At 46.9% G+C, this 22,361-nt stretch carries 17 protein-coding genes and 3 rRNA genes; 8 read left to right on the top strand and 12 right to left on the bottom strand.

Going from position 1 to position 22,361, the window contains the following annotated elements; genetic code table 11:
- Positions 1-127 precede the first annotated feature (127 nt).
- The 4 genes from thiM (at position 128) to MHI12_RS04415 (ending at position 3,500) form a co-directional block, all read left to right on the top strand.
- A complete protein-coding gene (gene thiM / locus MHI12_RS04430) occupies positions 128-940 on the top strand; it encodes a hydroxyethylthiazole kinase (protein WP_405171651.1) in 813 nt (270 codons plus the stop codon).
- A complete protein-coding gene (gene thiD, locus MHI12_RS04425; RefSeq protein ID WP_405171650.1) occupies positions 937-1,749 on the top strand; it encodes a bifunctional hydroxymethylpyrimidine kinase/phosphomethylpyrimidine kinase in 813 nt (270 codons plus the stop codon). Before thiM ends, thiD begins: the two co-directional genes overlap by 4 nt.
- Complete coding sequence (thiE, locus tag MHI12_RS04420) at positions 1,749-2,414, top strand: thiamine phosphate synthase (RefSeq protein ID WP_405171649.1); 666 nt, start codon at positions 1,749-1,751, stop codon at positions 2,412-2,414. Before thiD ends, thiE begins: the two co-directional genes overlap by 1 nt.
- A gap of 342 nt (positions 2,415-2,756) precedes the next feature.
- Positions 2,757-3,500: a MerR family transcriptional regulator gene (locus MHI12_RS04415; protein ID WP_340910199.1), complete on the top strand. Its 744-nt coding sequence runs from the start codon at positions 2,757-2,759 to the stop codon at positions 3,498-3,500.
- A 562-nt stretch (positions 3,501-4,062) separates the two neighbouring features.
- On the opposite strand, the gene MHI12_RS04410 is transcribed toward MHI12_RS04415, so the two are convergent.
- The 9 genes from MHI12_RS04410 to MHI12_RS04370 form a co-directional block, all read right to left on the bottom strand.
- Positions 4,063-4,545, bottom strand: a complete 483-nt coding sequence (locus tag MHI12_RS04410) for a hypothetical protein (RefSeq protein ID WP_405171648.1) — start codon at positions 4,543-4,545, stop codon at positions 4,063-4,065.
- Positions 4,546-4,873: 328 nt separating this feature from the next.
- Positions 4,874-5,530, bottom strand: a complete 657-nt coding sequence (locus tag MHI12_RS04405) for a deoxynucleoside kinase (RefSeq protein WP_074093612.1) — start codon at positions 5,528-5,530, stop codon at positions 4,874-4,876.
- Positions 5,527-6,150, bottom strand: coding sequence for a deoxynucleoside kinase (locus MHI12_RS04400; protein WP_405171647.1), 624 nt, complete (start codon positions 6,148-6,150; stop codon positions 5,527-5,529). The genes MHI12_RS04405 and MHI12_RS04400 overlap by 4 nt, the downstream gene beginning before the upstream one ends.
- A gap of 198 nt (positions 6,151-6,348) precedes the next feature.
- Positions 6,349-6,465 (bottom strand): 5S ribosomal RNA (gene rrf / locus MHI12_RS04395).
- 75 nt (positions 6,466-6,540) lie between these two features.
- Positions 6,541-9,466: ribosomal RNA gene (locus tag MHI12_RS04390) — 23S ribosomal RNA — on the bottom strand.
- Positions 9,467-9,780: 314 nt separating this feature from the next.
- A 16S ribosomal RNA gene (locus tag MHI12_RS04385) occupies positions 9,781-11,333 on the bottom strand.
- Together the 16S, 23S and 5S rRNA genes form the textbook arrangement of a ribosomal RNA operon.
- 702 nt (positions 11,334-12,035) lie before the next feature.
- Positions 12,036-13,211, bottom strand: coding sequence for a YhgE/Pip domain-containing protein (locus MHI12_RS04380; RefSeq protein WP_405171646.1), 1,176 nt, complete (start codon positions 13,209-13,211; stop codon positions 12,036-12,038).
- Between the two features lie 80 nt (positions 13,212-13,291).
- Positions 13,292-13,723, bottom strand: a complete 432-nt coding sequence (locus MHI12_RS04375; protein WP_405171645.1) for a MarR family winged helix-turn-helix transcriptional regulator — start codon at positions 13,721-13,723, stop codon at positions 13,292-13,294.
- A 165-nt stretch (positions 13,724-13,888) separates the two neighbouring features.
- Positions 13,889-14,056, bottom strand: coding sequence for a DUF3934 family protein (locus MHI12_RS04370; RefSeq protein ID WP_074093608.1), 168 nt, complete (start codon positions 14,054-14,056; stop codon positions 13,889-13,891).
- A 312-nt stretch (positions 14,057-14,368) separates the two neighbouring features.
- Here MHI12_RS04370 and licT point away from each other — a divergent pair, with 312 nt between their 5' ends.
- From licT to MHI12_RS04355, 3 genes are all read left to right on the top strand, one after another.
- Positions 14,369-15,229, top strand: a complete 861-nt coding sequence (gene licT, locus MHI12_RS04365; protein WP_405171644.1) for a BglG family transcription antiterminator LicT — start codon at positions 14,369-14,371, stop codon at positions 15,227-15,229.
- 184 nt (positions 15,230-15,413) lie between these two features.
- A complete protein-coding gene (locus MHI12_RS04360; RefSeq protein ID WP_405171643.1) occupies positions 15,414-17,309 on the top strand; it encodes a beta-glucoside-specific PTS transporter subunit IIABC in 1,896 nt (631 codons plus the stop codon).
- Positions 17,310-17,351: 42 nt separating this feature from the next.
- On the top strand, positions 17,352-18,761 hold the full coding sequence (locus MHI12_RS04355) for a glycoside hydrolase family 1 protein (protein ID WP_076253740.1): 1,410 nt from the start codon (positions 17,352-17,354) through the stop codon (positions 18,759-18,761).
- Between the two features lie 101 nt (positions 18,762-18,862).
- On the opposite strand, the gene MHI12_RS04350 is transcribed toward MHI12_RS04355, so the two are convergent.
- The 3 genes from MHI12_RS04350 to MHI12_RS04340 all read right to left on the bottom strand — a co-directional run bounded on the left by MHI12_RS04350 (position 18,863) and on the right by MHI12_RS04340 (position 21,280).
- Positions 18,863-20,083, bottom strand: coding sequence for an MFS transporter (locus MHI12_RS04350; protein WP_036668281.1), 1,221 nt, complete (start codon positions 20,081-20,083; stop codon positions 18,863-18,865).
- 32 nt (positions 20,084-20,115) lie between these two features.
- Positions 20,116-20,715: a TetR/AcrR family transcriptional regulator gene (locus tag MHI12_RS04345; RefSeq protein WP_405172928.1), complete on the bottom strand. Its 600-nt coding sequence runs from the start codon at positions 20,713-20,715 to the stop codon at positions 20,116-20,118.
- Between the two features lie 148 nt (positions 20,716-20,863).
- Complete coding sequence (locus MHI12_RS04340; protein ID WP_237178160.1) at positions 20,864-21,280, bottom strand: VOC family protein; 417 nt, start codon at positions 21,278-21,280, stop codon at positions 20,864-20,866.
- Positions 21,281-21,558: 278 nt separating this feature from the next.
- Between MHI12_RS04340 and MHI12_RS04335 the strand changes: the two genes are divergently transcribed.
- Entirely contained in the window at positions 21,559-22,314 is a 756-nt protein-coding gene (locus MHI12_RS04335; protein ID WP_405171642.1) for a class I SAM-dependent methyltransferase, read from the top strand.
- The last annotated feature ends 47 nt before the right edge of the window (positions 22,315-22,361 follow it).

Raw genomic sequence — 22,361 nt, 5'->3', positions numbered from 1 at the left:
GCATCTGGCTGTTGTTAGACTCTGCGCCCCAACTCAACAAGGAGACTCATATCCTATTATTCTGCTGAGTGACCCTTCATACCGGTCTTCTACCGATGGGGTCACTTCAAAACAAGGAGGAAATTATATGTCTTATTTGGAACGTGTTCGTACGCAAAATCCGCTCGTCCATAACATTACCAACCTTGTCGTTGCTCCCTTTACAGCCAATGGCCTGCTCGCACTTGGTGCGTCCCCCTTTATGGCTTACGCGCATGAAGAGGTCGCTGATGTCGCCAAGATGTCAGGTGCCGTGGTACTCAACATTGGTACTCTCGATGACAAAGTCGTTCAGGCGATCCGTCTGGCAGGCCAATCGGCTAATGCGCATCACGTGCCTGTGGTGCTTGATCCCGTCGGCGCAGGCGCAACCACTTATCGCACGGAAACCGTGCAGATGCTCGTTCGTGAACTTCGTCTCACGGTACTGCGCGGCAATGTGGCAGAGGTCGCTGATGTCATCGGCGAGAGTTGGAGTATTAAAGGTGTGGACGCAGGATCAGGTGAGGGCGACCGAATCGGCATTGCGGAGCGGGCAGCGCATAAACTTGGCTGTGTCGTGGTCATTACCGGAAAAGAAGATATCATTACTGATGGACAATCCACATTCCTCACGAGTAATGGTCATGCCCTGCTCACTCAGGTCACAGGTGCTGGCTGTCTGCTCAGTTCGGTGATTGGTGCTTTTACAGCCATAGCGGAATCGCAAGCCGATCTTCTAGGCAGTGTTGTTGAAGCGCTCGCGTTTTATGGTGTAGCGGCTGAACTGGCGGCAGAGCGGACAGCTCATCAGGGGCCGGGCAGCTTCCAGATTGAATTGTTGAATCAACTGGCACAAGCAACACCAGACCTCTTGGCAGAACGCGCACAGATCCGTCAGGTCCGTGGAGGTGCAGTATGAGCATTGTACAAGCGCTAACCATTGCAGGCTCTGATAACGGGGGCGGTGCAGGAATTCAGGCCGATCTGAAAACGTTCCAGGAGCTTGGCGTATACGGCATGACCGTTATCACGGCTATTGCTGCCCAAAATACAACAGGTGTGCAGGGCGTTTTTCCCATCCCTTACGATGGCATTGCCCAGCAATTGGACTCGACCGGCGAAGACTTTCAGCCAACCGCGGTGAAGACTGGCATGCTCTATAATGCCGAGATTATTCGATTAGTCGCTGAGAAGTGGCAGCAATACCATTGGTCTAATCTGGTCATCGACCCCGTAATGGTCGCCAAAGGCGGTGCGCCCCTGCTCCAGCAGGAAGCGGTACAGGCGCTGGTTACGGAGCTGTTGCCCCATGCCCTGATCACAACACCTAATATTCCGGAAGCGGAACTACTTACCGGGATGTCCATCACGAATCTGAGTCAGCGGGAAGAAGCCGCAAAACGGATTGTACAGATGGGCTCGACGTATGCTTTGGTCAAAGGTGGTCATGATGAAGGAAGTGGCATGATCGTGGATGTGCTCTACGATGGGCAGTCTTTTCATTATCTGGAGAATGTTCGTGTGGTAACACGTCATACACACGGAACAGGCTGTACATACTCTGCTGCCATCACCGCAGAGTTAGCCAAGGGTTCACCTGTTCTGGCTGCCGTTACGACCGCGCGAGCATTCATTCAAGCAGCCATCGAAGATGAACTGGGGATTGGGTCCGGACATGGGCCAACAAATCATTTTGCGTATCAGCGCAGACAGCGGGGTGAGCAGTGATGCGCCCTTGGGATGCAGAAGCGGTACAACGCGCCATGCAGGTGTATTTGGTGATGGGCAGCGTCAATACAACGCAAGACCCGGTGGAAGTGCTGCGCCAGGCCATTGCTGGCGGCATTACGCTGTTCCAGTTCCGTGAAAAGGGAACTGGCGCCCTTGTCGACGAAGCTCGCATCACACTTGCGATGCGGCTTCGCGAGGTGTGCAGCCAGCACGGGGTCCCGTTCATCGTGAACGATGATGTGGAGCTGGCTGTAGCGGTGGAGGCCGACGGCGTGCATGTCGGCCAGGAAGATGCGGACGCGGCGCTGGTACGCGCCCGCATTGGAGATGGGCGGATGCTTGGCGTATCCGCCCACTCCGTGGATGAGGCGCGCCGTGCTGTGCAGGCGGGCGCCGACTACCTTGGCGTCGGGCCCATGTACCCGACGCGCTCCAAAGCGGATGCCCACGCTGTGCTGGGCCCCGCAGGGGTGGCGGAACTGCGCGCCGCAGGCATCGCAGTTCCGATTGTGGGTATCGGCGGCATTACGCCCGATACCACGGCCGCCGTGATGGCGGCTGGAGCCGACGGCGTAGCCGTCATCTCCGCCATCGCGGGCGCGGCCGACGTGCGCGCAGCGGCTGCGCAGTTCGCTGCGGCAGTGCGCGGGATGCAGGCGTAGCCCTGCTCTCCCTGCACTGCCAGCCCGTGGGCTGCACCGAATATATGGTGCAGCCCACAACTGCTCACGCTCCTCTCCATAACAGAGGAGCCTCAAAACACCCCCGCGGCGCGGCAGTCTATGTCTTCGACTTAGAAGCGCATCCGCTCACCTACAATGACTAAATGATACAATAATTTCGTCACACCTATTCACATCTAGTATTCACATCCAGTCACATCCAGTCACCAAACCATGATCAAGATGCAGCTTCCATGCTCGCATCTTGTTTTTTTCATTTTCAACTGTTGACTCTCACGTAACGTGACACTGTACAATCGGTGTTGTAAGGAGGTTTCACTCATGGCCATGAAGGTAAAAGAAGTTGCCGAACTTGCCTCGATCAGTGTGCGCACACTGCATCACTATGATGAGATCGGACTATTAACCCCAGACGAAGTAACTGCTGCCGGGTATCGATTATATTCAGATGCCAACCTGGAACGGTTGCAGCAGATTTTGTTTTTCAAGGAACTCGACTTCTCTCTGAAGGAGATCAAAAACATTATCACCAACCCCTCCTTCGATCCAGAAGAAGCACTAAATATGCACCGACTTATTTTGCTGGAGAAGCGCCAACGCTTGGACCAGATGATTGCTACTATTGATAGAACAGTTCTACACGTGAGAGGAGAAATTAAAATGACAGCCAAAGAACAATTCGAAGGATTTGATTTTAGCCAGAATCCGTATGAACAGGAAGCGCGTGAACGGTGGGGAGACCAAGCCGTAGATCAGGCAAATCAGAAGCTCCACAGTAAATCAACCACGGATCAGAAAGCTCTATCCGATCAAATGAACGAAATCTACAAACATCTGGCTTCACTTCGTCACACAGAACCAGCATCTGCGGAGGCACAGGCAGGCATCAAAGAGTGGTACACTTGGCTAAACCAAATGGGAAGCTACTCACCTGAGGCCTTTAGAGGACTTGGTCAGATGTACGTAGACGATGAACGCTTCACTCGTAATATTGATCAGTTTGGCGATGGATTGGCAGTATTCATGAAAGATGCCATGGCTGTATTCGCTGACCAAAACAAATAATATAGCCCTGTCTTCAACTTCATACAGTATTATTCAACTCTCATTGCCGTAAGATATGCGCTTTAAACGATAATCTGGAACTTAGAGCTCTGTCCTCTAGTGGTAAAAGTAATCTCTCATCATCAGCTTTATCGCTGTAAATGACCATTCGGATATTTGAACCTACCTCCTGGGGTGACCCTATCTTTCTTGTAATTAACCTTATGAACATGCTGGATATTTACTAGGGTTATGTGGTAAGTAATTTAATTCGATCCGAATTGTTGCAAAAGTTATGAGCAATATCCACCCCTACCTGGTGGATACACAAAAGGGACGTACACCCTCAGGCGTATCGTCCCTTTTATGTATGCAAGTAACTCAGCCGCAATGTGAACAAGCCTAACTGCTGCTCACTCTGAGTACTTTATAAATATCTTTTAAAGTAAATACTCTTTACTACGTTTTTCTTCTGCTCCCAGTCCTTCGATATAATCGTTTCACCAGATGCTTAGGATGATGAGCATTAAGTTCTCCTGTCAAACGTTCTTCATATTGCTGCCAGCGTCCACCGTCTATCCGATTAAGCTCTTGGTGCGTGATCCGATGAAGATGCATCCGTGGCTAGACTGGTTCTCGCCATCCGGCCAGGAATCTGCCATGCAGATACAATTGCAAGCACAATAAATAACAAATCAATCGGTTGACTGAAATAGTCCTGGAAGGTTTCCACAAACGCACTGATCATCTCGCTATCAAACACAAGTTCCATCACGCCTACATCACCAAACAGTTCGGAAGTAAAATAAGCCACCGTCAGATATTTCCCTAGCAAAATGCCAACAAGCGCAAACAGTACGGCAATAATCTTATGTACTGTCGCAATTTGTTTATTGGAGAACAACACAACTGCGTAACCCGTGAGCGCTCCAATCAAAATCGCAATTAATCCCACCTCATACTCGGTCATTGCAGCAATAGCTGCCCATACGATGCCTCCCAGAATGGCTGCAATTAAGCCACCAATGATCGGCATACCGATTTTAACTCCTTGTTTCTCTTCCACGTTGTCTTTCCCTCCTGAGTCATGCATATGCTTCTTTTCCAGAATTCACCTTTCCTATGAAACCACAAAAAGACCTATTATTCAACATTTTTCTACTTTTGGTGACCATGTATTTATATAATAGAAAAGATATATTAAGCATCCATTTCCTTATACGCTCGAATATATCCTTTTAGTTTTGTCCACAAACCTCTCATAATCATTCCCTTGGCACATAAAAAAACACCCCTCCAACAGCATAATAGCCGTAGAAGGGATGTTGTCCATATCTGTATCATAGATATAACCAATGTAACCGAGAAAACTACATTGAAAAGCTCTCTCTATCTTACCTTTGCACTTCCTTGGAAGGCTGAATGACAGCTGCAATCTGTGCCAAAATGGCATCCACCGATGCCGGATCATGCACATCATACTCATCAATGTTCAGACGCAGCACAGGGCAAGCTGTAAACTGATCAATCCACACGGAATAGCGCTCGTGCATATGCTCCCAGTACGAACGATCCGTTTGAATTTCCATCTCGCGTCCGCGCTCCGTAATACGGCTCAAAATCGACGGCAGACTGCCTTCCAGATAGATCAGCACGTCTGGATGTGGGAAATACGGTGTCATTACCATCGCTTCAAATAAACTGCTGTATGTCTCAAAATCTGTAGCAGACATGGTTCCTTGATCCGCATGCATCTGTGCAAAAATGCCCGTATCTTCATAGATGGAACGATCTTGTACGAATCCTCCGCCCAGTTCAAAAATCTTCTTCTGTTCCTTGAAGCGCTCTGCCAGGAAATAAATCTGCAGATGGAAGCTCCAACGCTCGAAGTCATGATAGAACTTCTCCAAATAAGGATTGTGATCTACTTGCTCCAGAGAAGTCTTGAAATTCAAACGCTGTGCAAGCGCAGCCGTTAACGTGGATTTACCCACTCCAACCGTACCTGCTACTGTAATTAATGCATTCGTTGGAATGCCATAGTTATTCATATGATATACTCCTTTACCTGATTAACAATTTGCCTGAAGTGTTCAGGATGTTCCACAAAGTCGAGTTGCTCTGCATTGACCTTAATGATTACTGGCGGATTTGTGCTATTTGCCAGATAATCCATGCCTGTTTTGTAATCGGCGATCAGTTGTTCCATATATGCCGGGTCCATATCCTGCTCAAATGAGCGTCCACGCTTGTTAATGCGGTACATCAACGTATCCAGTTCAGCTTCAATATAGAGCACCAGATTGGGCTTTGGCAGATCATCTGTTAACAGATGATAGATTTGACGATATTTATCCCGTTTCGTTCCCTTTAAGGTACGATCGGCAAAAATCATGTTTTTATAGATATGATAGTCTGAAATGACTGGGGTATTCTGCTCTACATAATGAGCGCCCGTGTCTTCCAGTTGTTTAAACCGATTACACAGAAAAAACATTTCCAATTGGAAACTCCACTCGTCGATATCCTGATAAAAGGAAGCCAGAAATGGATTCTCTTCTACGATTTCTTTAACTAACGGAAGATTCAATTCATGGGAAAGCATCGTTGCCAGCGTTGTTTTCCCCGCTCCGATCGGACCTTCCACGGCAATAAACGGGGCTGATTTCATCGTGTTCACTGTTCCTCCTCGTACTTATGCGTGTTTCCGTTTTCTATATAGACCTCACCTATTGTATCACAGCTTTAAGGATTGGAACGCCAGTATTTTATGTATATAACAAGTCAAATCTGAACTAAGGATTACATTAAATGAATTACATTAAAATAAAAAAGACACACTCGATATCATCAAGTGTGTCTTTAGATTGCTTGGCGGCGTCCTACTCTCCCAGGACCCTGCGGTCCAAGTACCATCGGCGCTAGAGGGCTTAACGGTCGTGTTCGGGATGGGTACGTGTGGAACCCCTCCGCCATCGCCACCAAACGCGTAGCTTACATTTCAGAGTGTTGTTCTCTGAAAACTAGATTCGAAACGAAACATGCGAATTATCACTTGCTATTGGATAAGCCCTCGACCGATTAGTACTGGTCAGCTCCATGCATTGCTGCACTTCCACCCCCAGCCTATCTACCTCGTCGTCTTCAAGGGGTCTTACATACTGGGAAATCTCATCTTGAGGGGGGCTTCACGCTTAGATGCTTTCAGCGTTTATCCCGTCCGTACATAGCTACCCAGCGGTGCTCCTGGCGGAACAACTGGTACACCAGCGGTACGTCCATCCCGGTCCTCTCGTACTAAGGACAGCTCCTCTCAAATTTCCTACGCCCACGACAGATAGGGACCGAACTGTCTCACGACGTTCTGAACCCAGCTCGCGTACCGCTTTAATGGGCGAACAGCCCAACCCTTGGGACCTACTTCAGCCCCAGGATGCGATGAGCCGACATCGAGGTGCCAAACCTCCCCGTCGATGTGGACTCTTGGGGGAGATAAGCCTGTTATCCCCAGGGTAGCTTTTATCCGTTGAGCGATGGCCCTTCCATGCGGTACCACCGGATCACTAAGCCCGACTTTCGTCCCTGCTCGACTTGTAGGTCTCGCAGTCAAGCTCCCTTATGCCTTTGCACTCTTCGAATGATTTCCAACCATTCTGAGGGAACCTTTGGGCGCCTCCGTTACTCTTTAGGAGGCGACCGCCCCAGTCAAACTGCCCACCTGACACTGTCCCCGCACCGGATTACGGTACCAGGTTAGAACCTAGATACGATCAGGGTGGTATCCCAACGTTGCCTCCACGCAAGCTGGCGCTCACGTTTCAAAGGCTCCCACCTATCCTGTACAGATCGTACCCAAATTCAATATCAAGCTGCAGTAAAGCTCCATGGGGTCTTTCCGTCTTGTCGCGGGTAACCTGCATCTTCACAGGTATTAAAATTTCACCGGATCTCTCGTTGAGACAGCGCCCAAGTCGTTACGCCATTCGTGCGGGTCAGAATTTACCTGACAAGGAATTTCGCTACCTTAGGACCGTTATAGTTACGGCCGCCGTTTACTGGGGCTTCGGTTCACAGCTTCGGATTGCTCCTAACCACTCCCCTTAACCTTCCAGCACCGGGCAGGCGTCAGCCCGTATACTTCGCCTTACGGCTTCGCACAGACCTGTGTTTTTGCTAAACAGTCGCTTGGGCCTTTTCACTGCGGCCCCCTCGTGCTATTCACACTACCGGGGCACCCCTTCTCCCGAAGTTACGGGGTCATTTTGCCGAGTTCCTTAACGAGAGTTCTTCCGCGCGCCTTAGAATACTCTTCTCGCCTACCTGTGTCGGTTTGCGGTACGGGCACCTTCACCTGGCTAGAGGCTTTTCTTGGCAGTGTGAGATCATGACCTTCGCTACTATAATTTTCGCTCCCCATCACAGCTCAGCCTTACAATGTGCGGATTTGCCTACACATCAGCCTTACTGCTTAGACGGACATCCATCAGTCCGCGTCACTACCCTACTGCGTCCCCCCATTGCTCATAACGGCTTACGGTGGTACAGGAATTTCGACCTGTTGTCCTTCGACTACGCCTTTCGGCCTCGCCTTAGGTCCCGACTTACCCTGAGCGGACGAGCCTTCCTCAGGAACCCTTAGGCTTTCGGCGGATCAGATTCTCACTGATCTTTTCGTTACTCATACCGGCATTCTCACTTGTATAATGTCCAGCGCTCCTTACGGTACACCTTCAACCCTTATACAACGCTCCCCTACCCCTGATGCAAAGCATCAAGCCATAGCTTCGGTGGTGTGTTTAGCCCCGTTACATTTTCGGCGCAGAGTCACTCGACCAGTGAGCTATTACGCACTCTTTCAATGGTGGCTGCTTCTAAGCCAACATCCTGGTTGTCTGTGCAACTCCACATCCTTTCCCACTTAACACACACTTGGGGACCTTAGCTGATGGTCTGGGCTGTTTCCCTTTTGACAATGGATCTTAGCACTCACTGTCTGACTCCCGGAAGTAAGTCTATGGCATTCGGAGTTTGACTGAGCTTGGTAACCCTTGCGGGCCCCGCACCCAATCAGTGCTCTACCTCCACGACTCTGTTTTCCGAGGCTAGCCCTAAAGCTATTTCGGGGAGAACCAGCTATCTCCGAGTTCGATTGGAATTTCTCCGCTACCCCCACCTCATCCCCGCATTTTTCAACATGCGTGGGTTCGGGCCTCCAGTGCGTGTTACCGCACCTTCACCCTGGACAGGGGTAGATCACCCGGTTTCGGGTCTACGTCCACGTACTATGTCGCCCTATTCAGACTCGCTTTCGCTGCGGCTCCGGCTCTTCACCTTAACCTTGCACGGGAACGTAACTCGCCGGTTCATTCTACAAAAGGCACGCCATCACCCCTAAAACGGGCTCTGACTTTTTGTAAGCACACGGTTTCAGGTTCTATTTCACTCCCCTTCCGGGGTGCTTTTCACCTTTCCCTCACGGTACTGCTTCACTATCGGTCGCTAGGAAGTATTTAGCCTTGGCAGATGGTCCTGCCGGATTCATACGGGGTTTCACGTGCCCCGCACTACTCGGGATCCGTCTCGGAGGGAACCAACTTTCAACTACAGGGCTTTTACCTTCTTTGGCGGGCCTTTCCAGACCTCTTCGCTTAACCGGTTCCTTTGTAACTCCATGTGAGACGTCCCACAACCCCAAAGAGCAAGCTCTCTGGTTTGGGCTTCTCCGCGTTCGCTCGCCGCTACTGACGGAATCACTATTGTTTTCTCTTCCTCAGGGTACTTAGATGTTTCAGTTCCCCTGGTATGCCTCTGCACAACCTATGTATTCAGTTGTGAGTAACTGGAAATTACCCCAGCTGGGTTTCCCCATTCGGACACCCCCGGATCAAAGCTTGCTTACAGCTCCCCGAGGCAGTTTCGTTGTTCGCCACGTCCTTCATCGGCTCCTAGCGCCTAGGCATCCTCCGTGTGCTCTTAGTAGCTTAACCATTGCGCTCGTGTTCGAGCTGTCGCTCCGCTTGGTTTGGACTACGTCCAAATCCAAAAGTCGCTCCATTTCGATCACTCGCTCCAGCAATCTACCGTTTTTATTGAAACTTGTTTAACACAAGTTCAGCTAAAAAGGAATGTTCTAATTCGCGTTTGTTTCGTTTCGATATCTAGTTTTCAAAGAACAAGCTCCATGCAAAAGCAAGCTGTTTGAGAGTTTGAGCTCTCAAAACTGAGCAACGAGTGAGTAACTAGCCGACCTGGCTAGATTTTGTATTTGAATGTTTCCGTTGCAGGAAACGATTCTCCATAGAAAGGAGGTGATCCAGCCGCACCTTCCGATACGGCTACCTTGTTACGACTTCACCCCAATCATCTATCCCACCTTCGGCGGCTGGCTCCTTGCGGTTACCCCACCGACTTCGGGTGTTATAAACTCTCGTGGTGTGACGGGCGGTGTGTACAAGACCCGGGAACGTATTCACCGCGGCATGCTGATCCGCGATTACTAGCAATTCCGACTTCATGCAGGCGAGTTGCAGCCTGCAATCCGAACTGAGACCGGCTTTGTTGGGATTGGCTCCATCTCGCGATTTCGCAGCCCGTTGTACCGGCCATTGTAGTACGTGTGTAGCCCAGGTCATAAGGGGCATGATGATTTGACGTCATCCCCACCTTCCTCCGGTTTGTCACCGGCAGTCTATCTAGAGTGCCCACCCGAAGTGCTGGCAACTAAATATAAGGGTTGCGCTCGTTGCGGGACTTAACCCAACATCTCACGACACGAGCTGACGACAACCATGCACCACCTGTCTCCTCTGTCCCGAAGGAAAGATACATCTCTGCATCGATCAGAGGGATGTCAAGACCTGGTAAGGTTCTTCGCGTTGCTTCGAATTAAACCACATACTCCACTGCTTGTGCGGGTCCCCGTCAATTCCTTTGAGTTTCAGTCTTGCGACCGTACTCCCCAGGCGGAGTGCTTAATGTGTTAACTTCGGCACCAAGGGTATCGAAACCCCTAACACCTAGCACTCATCGTTTACGGCGTGGACTACCAGGGTATCTAATCCTGTTTGCTCCCCACGCTTTCGCGCCTCAGCGTCAGTTACAGCCCAGAGAGTCGCCTTCGCCACTGGTGTTCCTCCACATATCTACGCATTTCACCGCTACACGTGGAATTCCACTCTCCTCTTCTGCACTCAAGTCACCCAGTTTCCAGTGCGATCCGGGGTTGAGCCCCGGGATTAAACACCAGACTTAAATGACCGCCTGCGCGCGCTTTACGCCCAATAATTCCGGACAACGCTTGCCCCCTACGTATTACCGCGGCTGCTGGCACGTAGTTAGCCGGGGCTTTCTTCTCAGGTACCGTCACCTTGAGAGCAGTTACTCTCCCAAGCGTTCTTCCCTGGCAACAGAGCTTTACGATCCGAAAACCTTCATCACTCACGCGGCATTGCTCCGTCAGGCTTTCGCCCATTGCGGAAGATTCCCTACTGCTGCCTCCCGTAGGAGTCTGGGCCGTGTCTCAGTCCCAGTGTGGCCGATCACCCTCTCAGGTCGGCTACGCATCGTCGCCTTGGTGAGCCGTTACCTCACCAACTAGCTAATGCGCCGCAGGCCCATCCCCAAGTGACAGATTGCTCCGTCTTTCCAGTTCTCTTCAGGCGAAGAAAACAACTATTCGGTATTAGCTACCGTTTCCGGTAGTTGTCCCAAACTTGAGGGCAGGTTGCCTACGTGTTACTCACCCGTCCGCCGCTAACCATCAGAGAAGCAAGCTTCTCTTCAAGTCCGCTCGACTTGCATGTATTAGGCATGCCGCCAGCGTTCGTCCTGAGCCAGGATCAAACTCTCCAATAAAGTATTGAAAAGAGCGATAAGCTCATTTTGAATCTGACGAGATTAAAAATCTCATTTGTGCTCCAGTTGATTCAGGCCAAGGCTTGTTTCAAACTTTCGCGTTCATTCTGCAAGCAGAATGTTTACTCACTCGTTGTTCAGTTTTCAAAGATCAAACTTGTTTCGTTACCGAATGCCGTTCTCTTCAGCAACTCTTATATAATATCATATCCGAACCAACTTTGCAAGCTCTTTTTTTAAGTTTCTTTCGAAGCTTATTTCATTCGCTTGCCGCACCAGTGTTTCACCGTGTTTTCTTGGCCGGATTAATAATATATCACGTATAAATATTAATTACAATACTTAATTTAATAAATTTCATTTACTACAAATCAACTACCTTTACTGTGTTGCTCTCCTATATCCCAGAGTAAAGTTTATTATAGCTTAAATGACATTCTTTCCATTCATACATCGCAATACATGTCTAATTGATTTTAAACGTATTAGCCTACATCTCCTCTCATATATTTTAGCTTCATTAAATACGCTCAATTTAGGTTGTCCTTTTATCAAGGTCATGAAAGATTACTCTGGGCACTGTAAGTTACCACGAGTATAAGTAGAGGTATTATAGAAGAAAACAAAAAAAGTGATGCACGCATATAACTATACGTGAACCACTTCCTTGTGTGTTATTACATTATATATAGAAGGAAACTCTTAATGTTGTGCCTGTGCTGATGCTGGAGGCGTCATCGTCATTTGTCCATTACCTGCTTTTTGCATGCCAACTCGCAGCAACGTAATTCCCCACGTAATAATCGAGATCAACAGAAGATGAACCATGTATCCCCCCACTGCTTCTCCACTATAGATCAAACGCATAAATCCCTGTACCCCATTGGAAGCGGGCAGAAAGTTTCCGATATAACGGTAGAATGGCGCCAGCATCTCGGCTGGAATGATATTTCCTGCTGTCATCAACTGGAGTGGAACCATCGCTACATTAAATAGAGGGCCTGCATTGCCAAACAGGGCAAAACTCATCTGTGTAAAACAGATACACGCCAGACTCACCAGCACATGATACAGATACAAAGCGCCGAAGGAACTCGCAACATCCGTGAACTGAAGAGCAACTGTATCCACTATTAGAGGAACGATCACTGCTACACACAATAACAGCATTTGCCGTCCCCAGAAGATTTCCCATTTGGAATGGGTACGCTTCATCATATTTGACGTAATATTAAACTGAATGTTCATAGTCATCGCAGCAATGTAGGTGATAAAACCCAGAATCATGGGCAGCATCGATGTAGCAAAATCACTCACACTATTCGTTTTATAAATTTCAGCCTTTACAGGCCCTTCATTCATCTTTGCCATCGCTTGTCCAATAGCTGCACTCAGTTCATCGCTGTTTATACTATCGTTACTTAGTGTCACTTGAACCTTGGATTCCAGAATCCCTTGACCCATTTGTGCAGTCATTCCGGTCGCAGCATGTTCCACAATGGATTTGGCTACATCGGCATTTCCCTGATTGATATAAAAGGACAAGCTCGCCTCTGTGCCTCCTGAAATCTGGTCAGTGAATCCTTCCGGAATAACAATAACCATCGCATAGTTACCTGCATTCATCTGTTGCTCAGCTTCCTCGGAAGATCCCAGAACATTGACATGGAAAGGCGCGAGCGTTTCAATCTGCTTCTGCACCTCTGTTCCCTGTGTCCCGTCTTCGTTCACAAGAGCAACTTGAAGTTGATCCACTCTCTCCGTGGCTTGATGATAACCCGTCATCCAGATCACAACAAATAACAGCGGAACAATCAAAGCAAAAACCAACCCTATTTTTGTCTGTGGCACTTTAAGAAAATCTTTGAAGCTTCTCATTCGTTCACGACTCCCGTTAGTTAAAATTAAAATAATTGCACTACATATATATGCACATGCACATATTTGGTCAAAAAAATTTATTTCATCTTTTCATAGATACGATTCATCACATTCATGAATGCTTCAAGCTCTTCACGGGAACATTCGGCGAGTGCCTCTTGCTCTTGCTGTTTTGCCTTTGGTGTCAGAACCTTATTCATTTCCAGTCCTTCCGCCGTCAAACAAAGCAAAACCGCTCTGCGGTCCTGTGGATCTTCCTCTCTTGTCACCAGACCTTTCCGAATCAACTTGTCTATAATTTTGCCTACCGTTGTCTGGTCCCGCACTGTTAATTCAGCCAGTTTTTTCTGTGATATATGACTTCCAGCCTTGCTCAATTCATTCAAGACTGCAAATTGTTCCGGAGTAATATCCTGTTCACTCAGATTTCTGGTTGTTGTTTTTTTGTATGCCAGATACGTCCGTGACAAAATCAGTCCAAGTGGATTTTCATCCATATTAACAGGCATGCTGTTGCTCCTTTCTCTATATAGTAGCACTACCATCTAATTTGCGTAAGCTCTATATTATTACCATATTTACATTACTGTCAATTTAATTTTTTATCTTTTCAAGCAAAAAGAGACCCACCCGTTAGTCAGGCAGCTCTCTCCTCTGGCATCGTCAAGCCATACTTACTCGGGCTTGCCACTTGAAGTTTCGGTATCGTCCTTCTTCTTTGTGCCTTTACTTTTATAAGGCTTAGGTGCACTTTTCGCCCGGTTAGCAGCGGCTTGCCAACGGTTCCAGCCTTTTTTACCCGTACCACGGCCGGTGCCGCCTTTTCCTTTTGCATTGCTCATGTTATCACTCCAATAATCCTGTATATGCTTAAAAATGACCGTCCTCGGTAACTTATTATGCAACCCAGCCCATCTAATTCACTTCCAGCATTTCTTATTATACCAAAAATCCACGTCTTTACGTCCATTTCCATAAATCATTGTATTGTTATTCTGTTATGAAAGCGGTATAGTGGACATAATTGAAAGAGGAAGCTGCGTCTTCTTCGGGATTGTTACTGGTAAGCAGGCGATACCCAAACCAAGGCTGTCTATTAAGCCTTAGTTTGGGTTTTTTGTTTTTATTACGACCAATTGAGGTGAAACACATATATGATCATCCGTCAGATTTTTAACAACAATGTCATCCGGGCTGAGAACCAGGTTGGTCACGAATTTGTTGTCATTGGCAACGGTCTTGGCTTCAAAAAGAAAAATGGACAGCCTGTGGATGAGGATAAAATCGAAAAAACCTTTGTGCTGAAATCGGATAAAATACCACAAAAATTAATCGATCTGATTGGGGAAACATCGGTTGAATATTTGAGGTTAGCGGACGAAATTGTAGGCCATGCCAAAAAGGAAATGGGCGATATTTTTAGTGATAATATCTATATATCATTGATCGATCATATTCAATTTGCCATTACCCGGTACCGTAAATCTGTCGGGCTAAAGAATTCCCTTTTGTGGCAGATCAAGAAATTTTACAAGAAGGAATTTGGGATTGGCATGAACGCGGTGGAGCTGATCCAGGAACAATTCGGCATCCAAATGGATGAACATGAGGCCAGCTTTATTGCGATGCATTTTGTAAACGCTCGTCAAGATGCTCAAGGCATGAAACAAACCGTTGAAATCACTGAAGTTATTGATGATATCTTCAACATTGTGACCAACCATTACCACATCGCCCTGGATGAAAATTCGTTTAATTATTCCCGGTTTATTACCCATCTTCAATATTTTGTGCAGAGAATGTTGAGTAATGAACAGGAGCAATTTGCTTCAGGAGACAACTTTCTGTATGAGCAGGTGAAGGACAAATATAGCAACGCTTTTGAGTGCACACAGCAGATCAATCAGTACCTTGAAGGCAAGTTTGAAAGTGCCATGTCCATTGATGAAAAGGTGTATTTGACGATCCATATTCAACGTGTCACTTCTCGTAACGAGCTACTCGATACAGAATAAAAAAAGCTTGCAAACGATTTCGGCGTCATATATAGTAGGTCTCACAACTTAACGACAAGGATTGTTACTGCTCAAGCAGGCGATACCTAAATGATTGGCAACAGGTCATCTTTCCGATGATCATAGCCATTCGTTTAGGTATTTTTTTGTTTTCAGGCAATCTTAACAACAAAGGAGAATGAACATGGATCATAAAAAAATGGGGGATGACATCGTTCGTCTCGTCGGCGGAGAAGCCAATATCAATGGTCTTGTCCACTGTGCGACCCGGCTGAGATTCGACCTGAAAGATTCAAAAAAAGCCGAACGCGAAACGCTGGAAAAGCATGACGGCATTATTACCGTTGTCGAAAGCGGCGGCCAGTTCCAGGTTGTCATCGGTAGTAACGTGGCTCATGTATATGCAGAGATTATGAAAAACCGGGATTTTGGAGGAGATTCCTCCTCATCGACTGAGTCCACAGGGGAAAAAACCTCGCTATTATCCAAAGTTTTTGAAATTATATCCGGAAGTTTCTCACCGTTAATCCCGGCTATGGCAGGATCAGGTATGTTAAAAGCTTTGCTGACTGTCCTGACCATGCTCGGATGGATGTCGGATACAAGTGACACATACTTGATTTTATCTGCTGCCGGCAACGCTGTATTTTATTTCTTGCCCATCTTCCTTGGCATCACACTGGGTATGAAGCTGAAAGCCAATCCTTATGTAGCTGGCGTAATTGGTGCCGCTCTGATGGAACCGAGCTTCACCGGGCTGATGGATAAGGGCTCAGATGTATCGTTCCTGGGTATACCGGTTGTGATGATGAATTATTCAGCCAGCGTATTCCCAATCTTCATATCGATTAGTATCTACGCTGTTCTCGATAAGTTACTCAAGAAAATCATTTTAAAAGACCTGCAATTGTTCCTTGTACCGATGATTGCTTTGATGATTATGGTTCCTCTGTCCGCAATGGCCTTTGGACCATTTGGCACCACGGTAGGTGACTGGATCTCCTCCGGCGTAACTTGGCTCATTGGTGTCAGCGGTATATTATCAGGGGTTGTACTGGGTGGATTCATGACCTTCATGGTTGTATTCGGACTCCACTGGGGCTTTACTCCAATCACGATTCAGAATATCGGGGTTGGCGGCGATCCGATTGAAGCCATGGCTGCTGCAGCTGTATTTGCACAAATCGGTGTAGCCTTCGGTATTTTCCTGAAAGCCAAAAAGAATAAAACCCTGCGAACCCTTGCTGGCTCGACCAGCCTTACCGGTTTGCTTGCAGGAGTAACTGAACCAATCGTATATGGTCTGATCTTGCGTTATAAACGTGTAATTCCTATCGTGGTTATCGCAGGTGCGATCGGCGGTGCCATCAATGGTCACTTTGGTGTTAAAATGACTGCTTATGTGTTCCACAATATATTTGCCATTCCTGTCTATACACCAACGGTTGTCTACGTGATTGCGATTGCCTGCTCCTTTGCGGTAGCCGCGGTATTAACGGTGATGTTTGGTTACGAAAGCAAAAGCAAAGATACAGTTTCCGAGACAAACGAATCTGTCTCCACATCGGCTGAAAGTACACCAGCAGAACTTCCTGTCGTACTTGAGACTAAAACAACAGAAATCAAGAAAGAACAAATTTATAGCCCACTTACAGGTAAAGCCGTAGCATTGAGTACCATTAACGACCCCGCCTTTTCGACTGGTGCTATGGGCAAAGGTTTGGCGATTGTCCCTGAGATTGGCGAAGTTGTCGCTCCGGTAGACGGTGTTGTCACTTCCCTCTTCCCGACTGGACATGCCATTGGATTAACAACCAACGCAGGAACGGAAATTCTGATTCATATTGGCATCAACACAGTAGCGCTGAAGGGAAAACACTTCTCTCCAGTTGTTCAGGAAGGTGATATCGTCAGACAGGGCGATCTGTTGATCCAGTTTGACATCGATAAGATCAAGGAAGCCGGATACGAAACCGTAACACCTGTCATTGTGACTCTAACGCAGCAAGAAGTGGATGTGTTCGAAACAACTCAGGCACAGGTACAGAAAAATGATGTCCTGCTGACTCTCGTTGTCTGACACAACTTATATTATACGAATTCAACTTAGGAGGAACTAACCATGAAACATACTCAACTGAAACCATTTCCTAAAGATTTTTTCTGGGGAGGTTCAACCTCTGCCTATCAGATTGAGGGAGCCTGGAATGAAGATGGCAAAGGCCCTTCTGTCATCGACATGGGCAACCATGTGGAAGGTGTAACCGACTTCAAGGTAACCAGTGATCACTATCATATGTACAAAGAAGATGTGGCGTTGCTCGCCGAAATGGGCTTTAAAGCCTACCGCTTCTCCATCGCATGGACACGCATCTATCCGCAAGGAGCAGGTGAAGTGAATCCGAAGGGCCTCGCCTTTTACGATTCCCTCATTAATGAGTTAATTAAATACGGTATTGAACCCATTGTGACGATGTATCACTTTGATCTTCCTTATGCGCTTGAAGAAAAAGGCGGCTGGTCCAACCGTGCAACGATTGATGCTTTTGAACAATATGCCAAGACCCTTTATGAGAACTACGGAGATCGGGTTAAATATTGGCTGACCATCAACGAACAAAATATGCTGATCCTGCATCCTGGCTCTCTGGGTACACTGGATACAACACTTGTTGATCCGCAAAAAACACTGTATCAGCAAAATCACCACATGCTGGTTGCTCAAGCTAAAGCCATGGTCCTGTGTCATGAAATGCTGCCTGAAGCCAAGATTGGCCCAGCTCCTAATATCGGTGTAATTTACCCGGCTAGCTCCAAACCAGAAGACACACTCGCGGCTGATAACTATGCTGCCATTCGTAACTGGCTCTATCTCGATATGGCGGTATATGGACGTTATAATCATATTGCCTGGAGTTATCTCGAAGAGAAAGGATATACGCCCATCATTGAAGATGGAGATATGGACATCCTGGCGCAAGGAAACCCTGACTTTATTGCGTTTAACTACTATACTTCCCAGACGGTTGGTGAAAGTCTGAACGATGGTAATGACTTCTCCCATACAGGAGACCAGCATGAAATCGTAGGTGAACCGGGCGCATATAGAGGATCTGTGAATCCCAATCTGCAAAAAACGGAGTTTGGCTGGGAAATTGATCCCGTGGGCTTCCGCTCTACCCTGCGCCAAATCTACTCTCGTTATCATCTGCCATTGATTGTAACGGAAAACGGTCTGGGTGCTTTTGATAAACTAGAGGAAGGCGACGTCGTTAACGATCCATATCGTATTGAATTCTTCAATAAACATATCGAACAGATTCAACTGGCGATTACAGACGGCGTGGATGTGTTTGGCTTCTGCCCTTGGTCTGCGATCGATCTGGTTAGCACACATCAAGGGTCGAGCAAACGTTATGGATTCATCTATGTGGATCGTGAGGAATTTGATATCAAGGAATTGAGACGTATCCGCAAACAGAGTTTCCACTGGTATCAAAAACTGATTGAAACGAATGGAGAAATTCGTTAATACACGTACTATTAAAAAATTCGACTGCACATGAAACATGTGTAGTCGAATTTTTTGGTGTTGATGCATTGATGTGGAAGCTTTCTTTTCCAATTATAAAATTACATTTCAGCCTTCGGTTGCTTAACCGCTTTGGCCCCTCTAAGTACCCGTAAGGATAACAGGAAACAGATCGCCAAAACCGCTGCTGCCGAAACATAAGGATAGTTAATATTCACATCGAACAGTGCTCCAGCTACGATCGGACCTGCGATATTCCCCAAGCTGGTATACGCCGAGTTCAGTCCGGCCACAAAACCTTGTTGTTCTTGTGCCAGTTTGGACATCTGTGTACTGATCGCCGGACGTAAGATATCCATTCCCAAGAAGACGATAAACGTTACGACAAGAATCATCCAGTACGTACTTACAAACAAGGTCAACAGTACAAATACGGCTACAAATAACAGACAGACTGAAATGACCATCTTTTCACCAAATCGATTGAGCAACCAACCGATCAGGGATACTTGCACAACCGCACCTGCGATGGAACCAAATGTAATGATGAATGCAATGTCTTTGGTCGTGAAACCAAACTTGTGATCCACAAATAATGAAAATACCGTCTCATAGTTCGCCAGACCAAATGCCATAACAAACACAATAATCAAGCTGAAAAAGTACGGTTCCCGGTATGAATTGAGCAATTGGGACACCATACCCGGAGCTTTGACCTTCGTTAAACCAGGGATAGGTTTACTTTGTTCTCCTGTGCTTCGCGTGGATTCCGGCAAAATAATCAATGTAATGATGGATGCCAGCAAACCGGCAACCCCAGCGGCGTAGAACGGAATTCGAATGCCAAAGTCCGCAATGTACCCACCAATTCCCGGGCCGATAATAAATCCAGTTGTAATCGCTGCATTAATCAATCCCATACCTTTGCCGCGTTCTTCCTCTGTTGTAATATCTGCGGTGTAAGCCATAACTGCCGGGAAGATCATCGCCGCACCAATACCACCAAGCATCCGGGCTGCAAAGAGCAGCACTGGTGCATTGACCGCACCAAACATAAACTCGGATACGGCAAAAATCAGCATACCGCCAACGATAATTTTTTTACGTCCCCACGTATCCGACCATCGACCCGCAAGCGGGGAGAACAGAAACTGAGTGAAGGAAAATGCCGCTACCAGCAATCCAACCGTGAATCCGGTGATATGCAGTAGATCCATATACGCAGGCATGATCGGCACAACCAGACCAATACCTGTAAAAACGAGAAAAATATTAAACATTAACAGCAGCAATGCGCCCCTGTTCCGTGTCAGTAATGCCATGATTCCATCCTCCGTAGTTGTCAAAATGTTGCTTAAGCTTTATCTTTTGCAATCCCGTGCAAGAATACACTAGCGGCCTGACGATATAGAGCGAGAGCCTGATCAGGCTCCATCCCCCGTGACATCTGACTAAGACCAATAATGGTACTTTCCAATATGAGCGCGAGATTATCTACATTGTCTGCTTTGAACTCACCGCTCTCAATGCCTTGCTCTATCATTTGTTTATTAAATTGAATATGCCGCTCAAACATTAAGGATATCCGTTCCTCAATATCATTTTCTTTCTTTTCCCCTGTGAAGAACTCATCAGCCGCCTTTGTCAGCGGGTGATTCATGTCATCCATGACGAGTTGTTCAGCCAGTCCGTATATCTTTTCCGTGGAGGTGCGGTACAGATGTTCTTTAGCCGCCCAACTCGCTTCCCACTCCCGATCCCACTCATCGATTAGATAGAGGAACAGACCTTCTTTACTTTTAAAATGGTAATATATATTGCCTTTGCTGCTGCCCGTCGCAGCTACAATATCCTCAATAGACGTTGCTTTATAACCTTTTTGTACAAAAAGGGCTTTAGAAGCATCCGCAAGTTTCTTCTTGGTCTGCTCGGTTTGAAGTTGCTTTTTATTCATATTCATTCCATTTCACTCCGTCCCATGCATACTGAACATTCGTTCTGTATTTTAACAGATGCACCCAATATAAGCAATGAAAAAGGTACGACTGACAAAAAAAGAACCTTCCTATTAATCTAGGAAGGCTCTAGTTATTTTCATTTTATCACTCTGAAGGAAAAGCACTTAGATCCATATAGGAGACTTCCCACAGATGATCATCCAGATCCTGAAAACTCCATCCATACATGAATCCGTGATCCTGCGGTTCGTTGGATGGCTTCGCTCCTGCATCAAGGGCAGCTTGTACAATCACATCTACCTGCTCACGGCTATCTACAGACAGGGCAACAATGACTTCGGTTGTATCGGCGGCATTGGAGATTTTTTTCGAAATGAAGGATTGGAAACGTTCCTCCACCAGAAGCATGGCATAAATATTTTCCCCGATGATCATACAAGTAGCAGACTCGTCCGTAAAATTGGCGTCAAACTCAAACCCCACCTTAGTAAAAAACTCAACGGATTTCTTCAAATCTTGAACAGGTAAATTGACAAAGATCTGCTTAGCACGAATAGCCACCATTGATCACCTCGAACTCATAGAATACATTCCACCTCAAAATAACACCTCGCGTATACGCTGTCAATTGAATATAATGGAGACATTCCAACTTGTGAGGTGACACGGATGTTGCTCCGTATTGTTCGAAGTAATTAGTCGTCGGGCTGGGTCAAAACGCGTACCAGCTATCAAGGGACACGTCTGTCCATTTGATCCTATTCGACCATTTATATTAGAACGATTTGGCACAACTCACTTGTCCTATTCAAACAAACTCACATTGGAGGAATATGAGAATGAAAAACAAAATAGATTACGCTAACTTTTATGAACGCGTAGGCCGGACGAATGGCTGGAACTTCAGCTCCATGAACGTTGTCTCGGAGAACATCGGATGGAACTTCTATGAGGAAGTTGTTCGCCATACGCGATCGTCCGATCTGTTGCTGGATATTGGAACAGGTGGTGGAGAAGCCATTCTGTCCATTGCGGAAGAAGCTTTATTGCTAGTAGGAATTGATCTCGCTCAAGGAATGATTGAGACCGCACAGCATAATCTTCAGGCTATGGGCGGTCATTCCAATGTACGCTTTTTTCATATGGACGCAGAAAAACTGGATTTTCCAGATTGCTTCTTTAATGTGGTATCTTCCAGACACTCTGGGTTCTCTGCTTCAGAAGTATTTAGGGTTCTTGCTCAGGGTGGGATATTTCTAACCCAGCAGGTTAGCGAACATGATAAATCCAACATTTCAAAAGCTTTTGGCCGTGGACAGAGCCTTGGCATTCAACCTGGCACATTGATGGAACGATACAAGCATGAACTTCAAATAGCAGGTTTCCATGACATTCAGGTCCGTGAATATAATGTGGTGGAGCATTACGCTACACCCGAAGATTTGATGTTTCTCCTAACCCATGCACCCATCATTCCTGATTTCGGGAAGGTAGACACTGACTTTGAGCGATTCCAGCAGTTTGTGAATGAACATCACGACGAGAAGGGCATTCGTACCAACTCGGCACGCTTCATGATCACTGCAAGGAAATAAATGATCCCATATTGAATAAAATGAAACAAAAAAGACCCGGTCACATG

The organism is Paenibacillus sp. FSL H8-0280 (assembly GCF_045040665.1).
GTDB classification, from domain to species: Bacteria; Bacillota; Bacilli; order Paenibacillales; family Paenibacillaceae; genus Paenibacillus; species Paenibacillus xylanexedens_A.
The sequence above is the reverse complement of the archived record's forward strand: the minus strand, read 5'-3'. Positions and strand labels throughout refer to the sequence as shown.

What these genes read in the sequence shown, in the direction of transcription:
- thiM (WP_405171651.1), top strand. Translation starts at nt 128, where the DNA reads ATGTCTTATTTGGAACGTGTTCGTACGCAAAATCCGCTCGTCCATAAC.
- thiD (WP_405171650.1), top strand. Translation starts at nt 937, where the DNA reads ATGAGCATTGTACAAGCGCTAACCATTGCAGGCTCTGATAACGGGGGC.
- thiE (WP_405171649.1), top strand. Translation starts at nt 1,749, where the DNA reads ATGCGCCCTTGGGATGCAGAAGCGGTACAACGCGCCATGCAGGTGTAT.
- MHI12_RS04415 (WP_340910199.1), top strand. Translation starts at nt 2,757, where the DNA reads ATGGCCATGAAGGTAAAAGAAGTTGCCGAACTTGCCTCGATCAGTGTG.
- MHI12_RS04405 (WP_074093612.1), bottom strand. Translation starts at nt 5,530, where the DNA reads ATGAATAACTATGGCATTCCAACGAATGCATTAATTACAGTAGCAGGT.
- MHI12_RS04400 (WP_405171647.1), bottom strand. Translation starts at nt 6,150, where the DNA reads ATGAAATCAGCCCCGTTTATTGCCGTGGAAGGTCCGATCGGAGCGGGG.
- MHI12_RS04380 (WP_405171646.1), bottom strand. Translation starts at nt 13,211, where the DNA reads ATGAGAAGCTTCAAAGATTTTCTTAAAGTGCCACAGACAAAAATAGGG.
- MHI12_RS04375 (WP_405171645.1), bottom strand. Translation starts at nt 13,723, where the DNA reads ATGCCTGTTAATATGGATGAAAATCCACTTGGACTGATTTTGTCACGG.
- MHI12_RS04370 (WP_074093608.1), bottom strand. Translation starts at nt 14,056, where the DNA reads ATGAGCAATGCAAAAGGAAAAGGCGGCACCGGCCGTGGTACGGGTAAA.
- licT (WP_405171644.1), top strand. Translation starts at nt 14,369, where the DNA reads ATGATCATCCGTCAGATTTTTAACAACAATGTCATCCGGGCTGAGAAC.
- MHI12_RS04360 (WP_405171643.1), top strand. Translation starts at nt 15,414, where the DNA reads ATGGATCATAAAAAAATGGGGGATGACATCGTTCGTCTCGTCGGCGGA.
- MHI12_RS04355 (WP_076253740.1), top strand. Translation starts at nt 17,352, where the DNA reads ATGAAACATACTCAACTGAAACCATTTCCTAAAGATTTTTTCTGGGGA.
- MHI12_RS04350 (WP_036668281.1), bottom strand. Translation starts at nt 20,083, where the DNA reads ATGGCATTACTGACACGGAACAGGGGCGCATTGCTGCTGTTAATGTTT.
- MHI12_RS04345 (WP_405172928.1), bottom strand. Translation starts at nt 20,715, where the DNA reads ATGAATAAAAAGCAACTTCAAACCGAGCAGACCAAGAAGAAACTTGCG.
- MHI12_RS04335 (WP_405171642.1), top strand. Translation starts at nt 21,559, where the DNA reads ATGAAAAACAAAATAGATTACGCTAACTTTTATGAACGCGTAGGCCGG.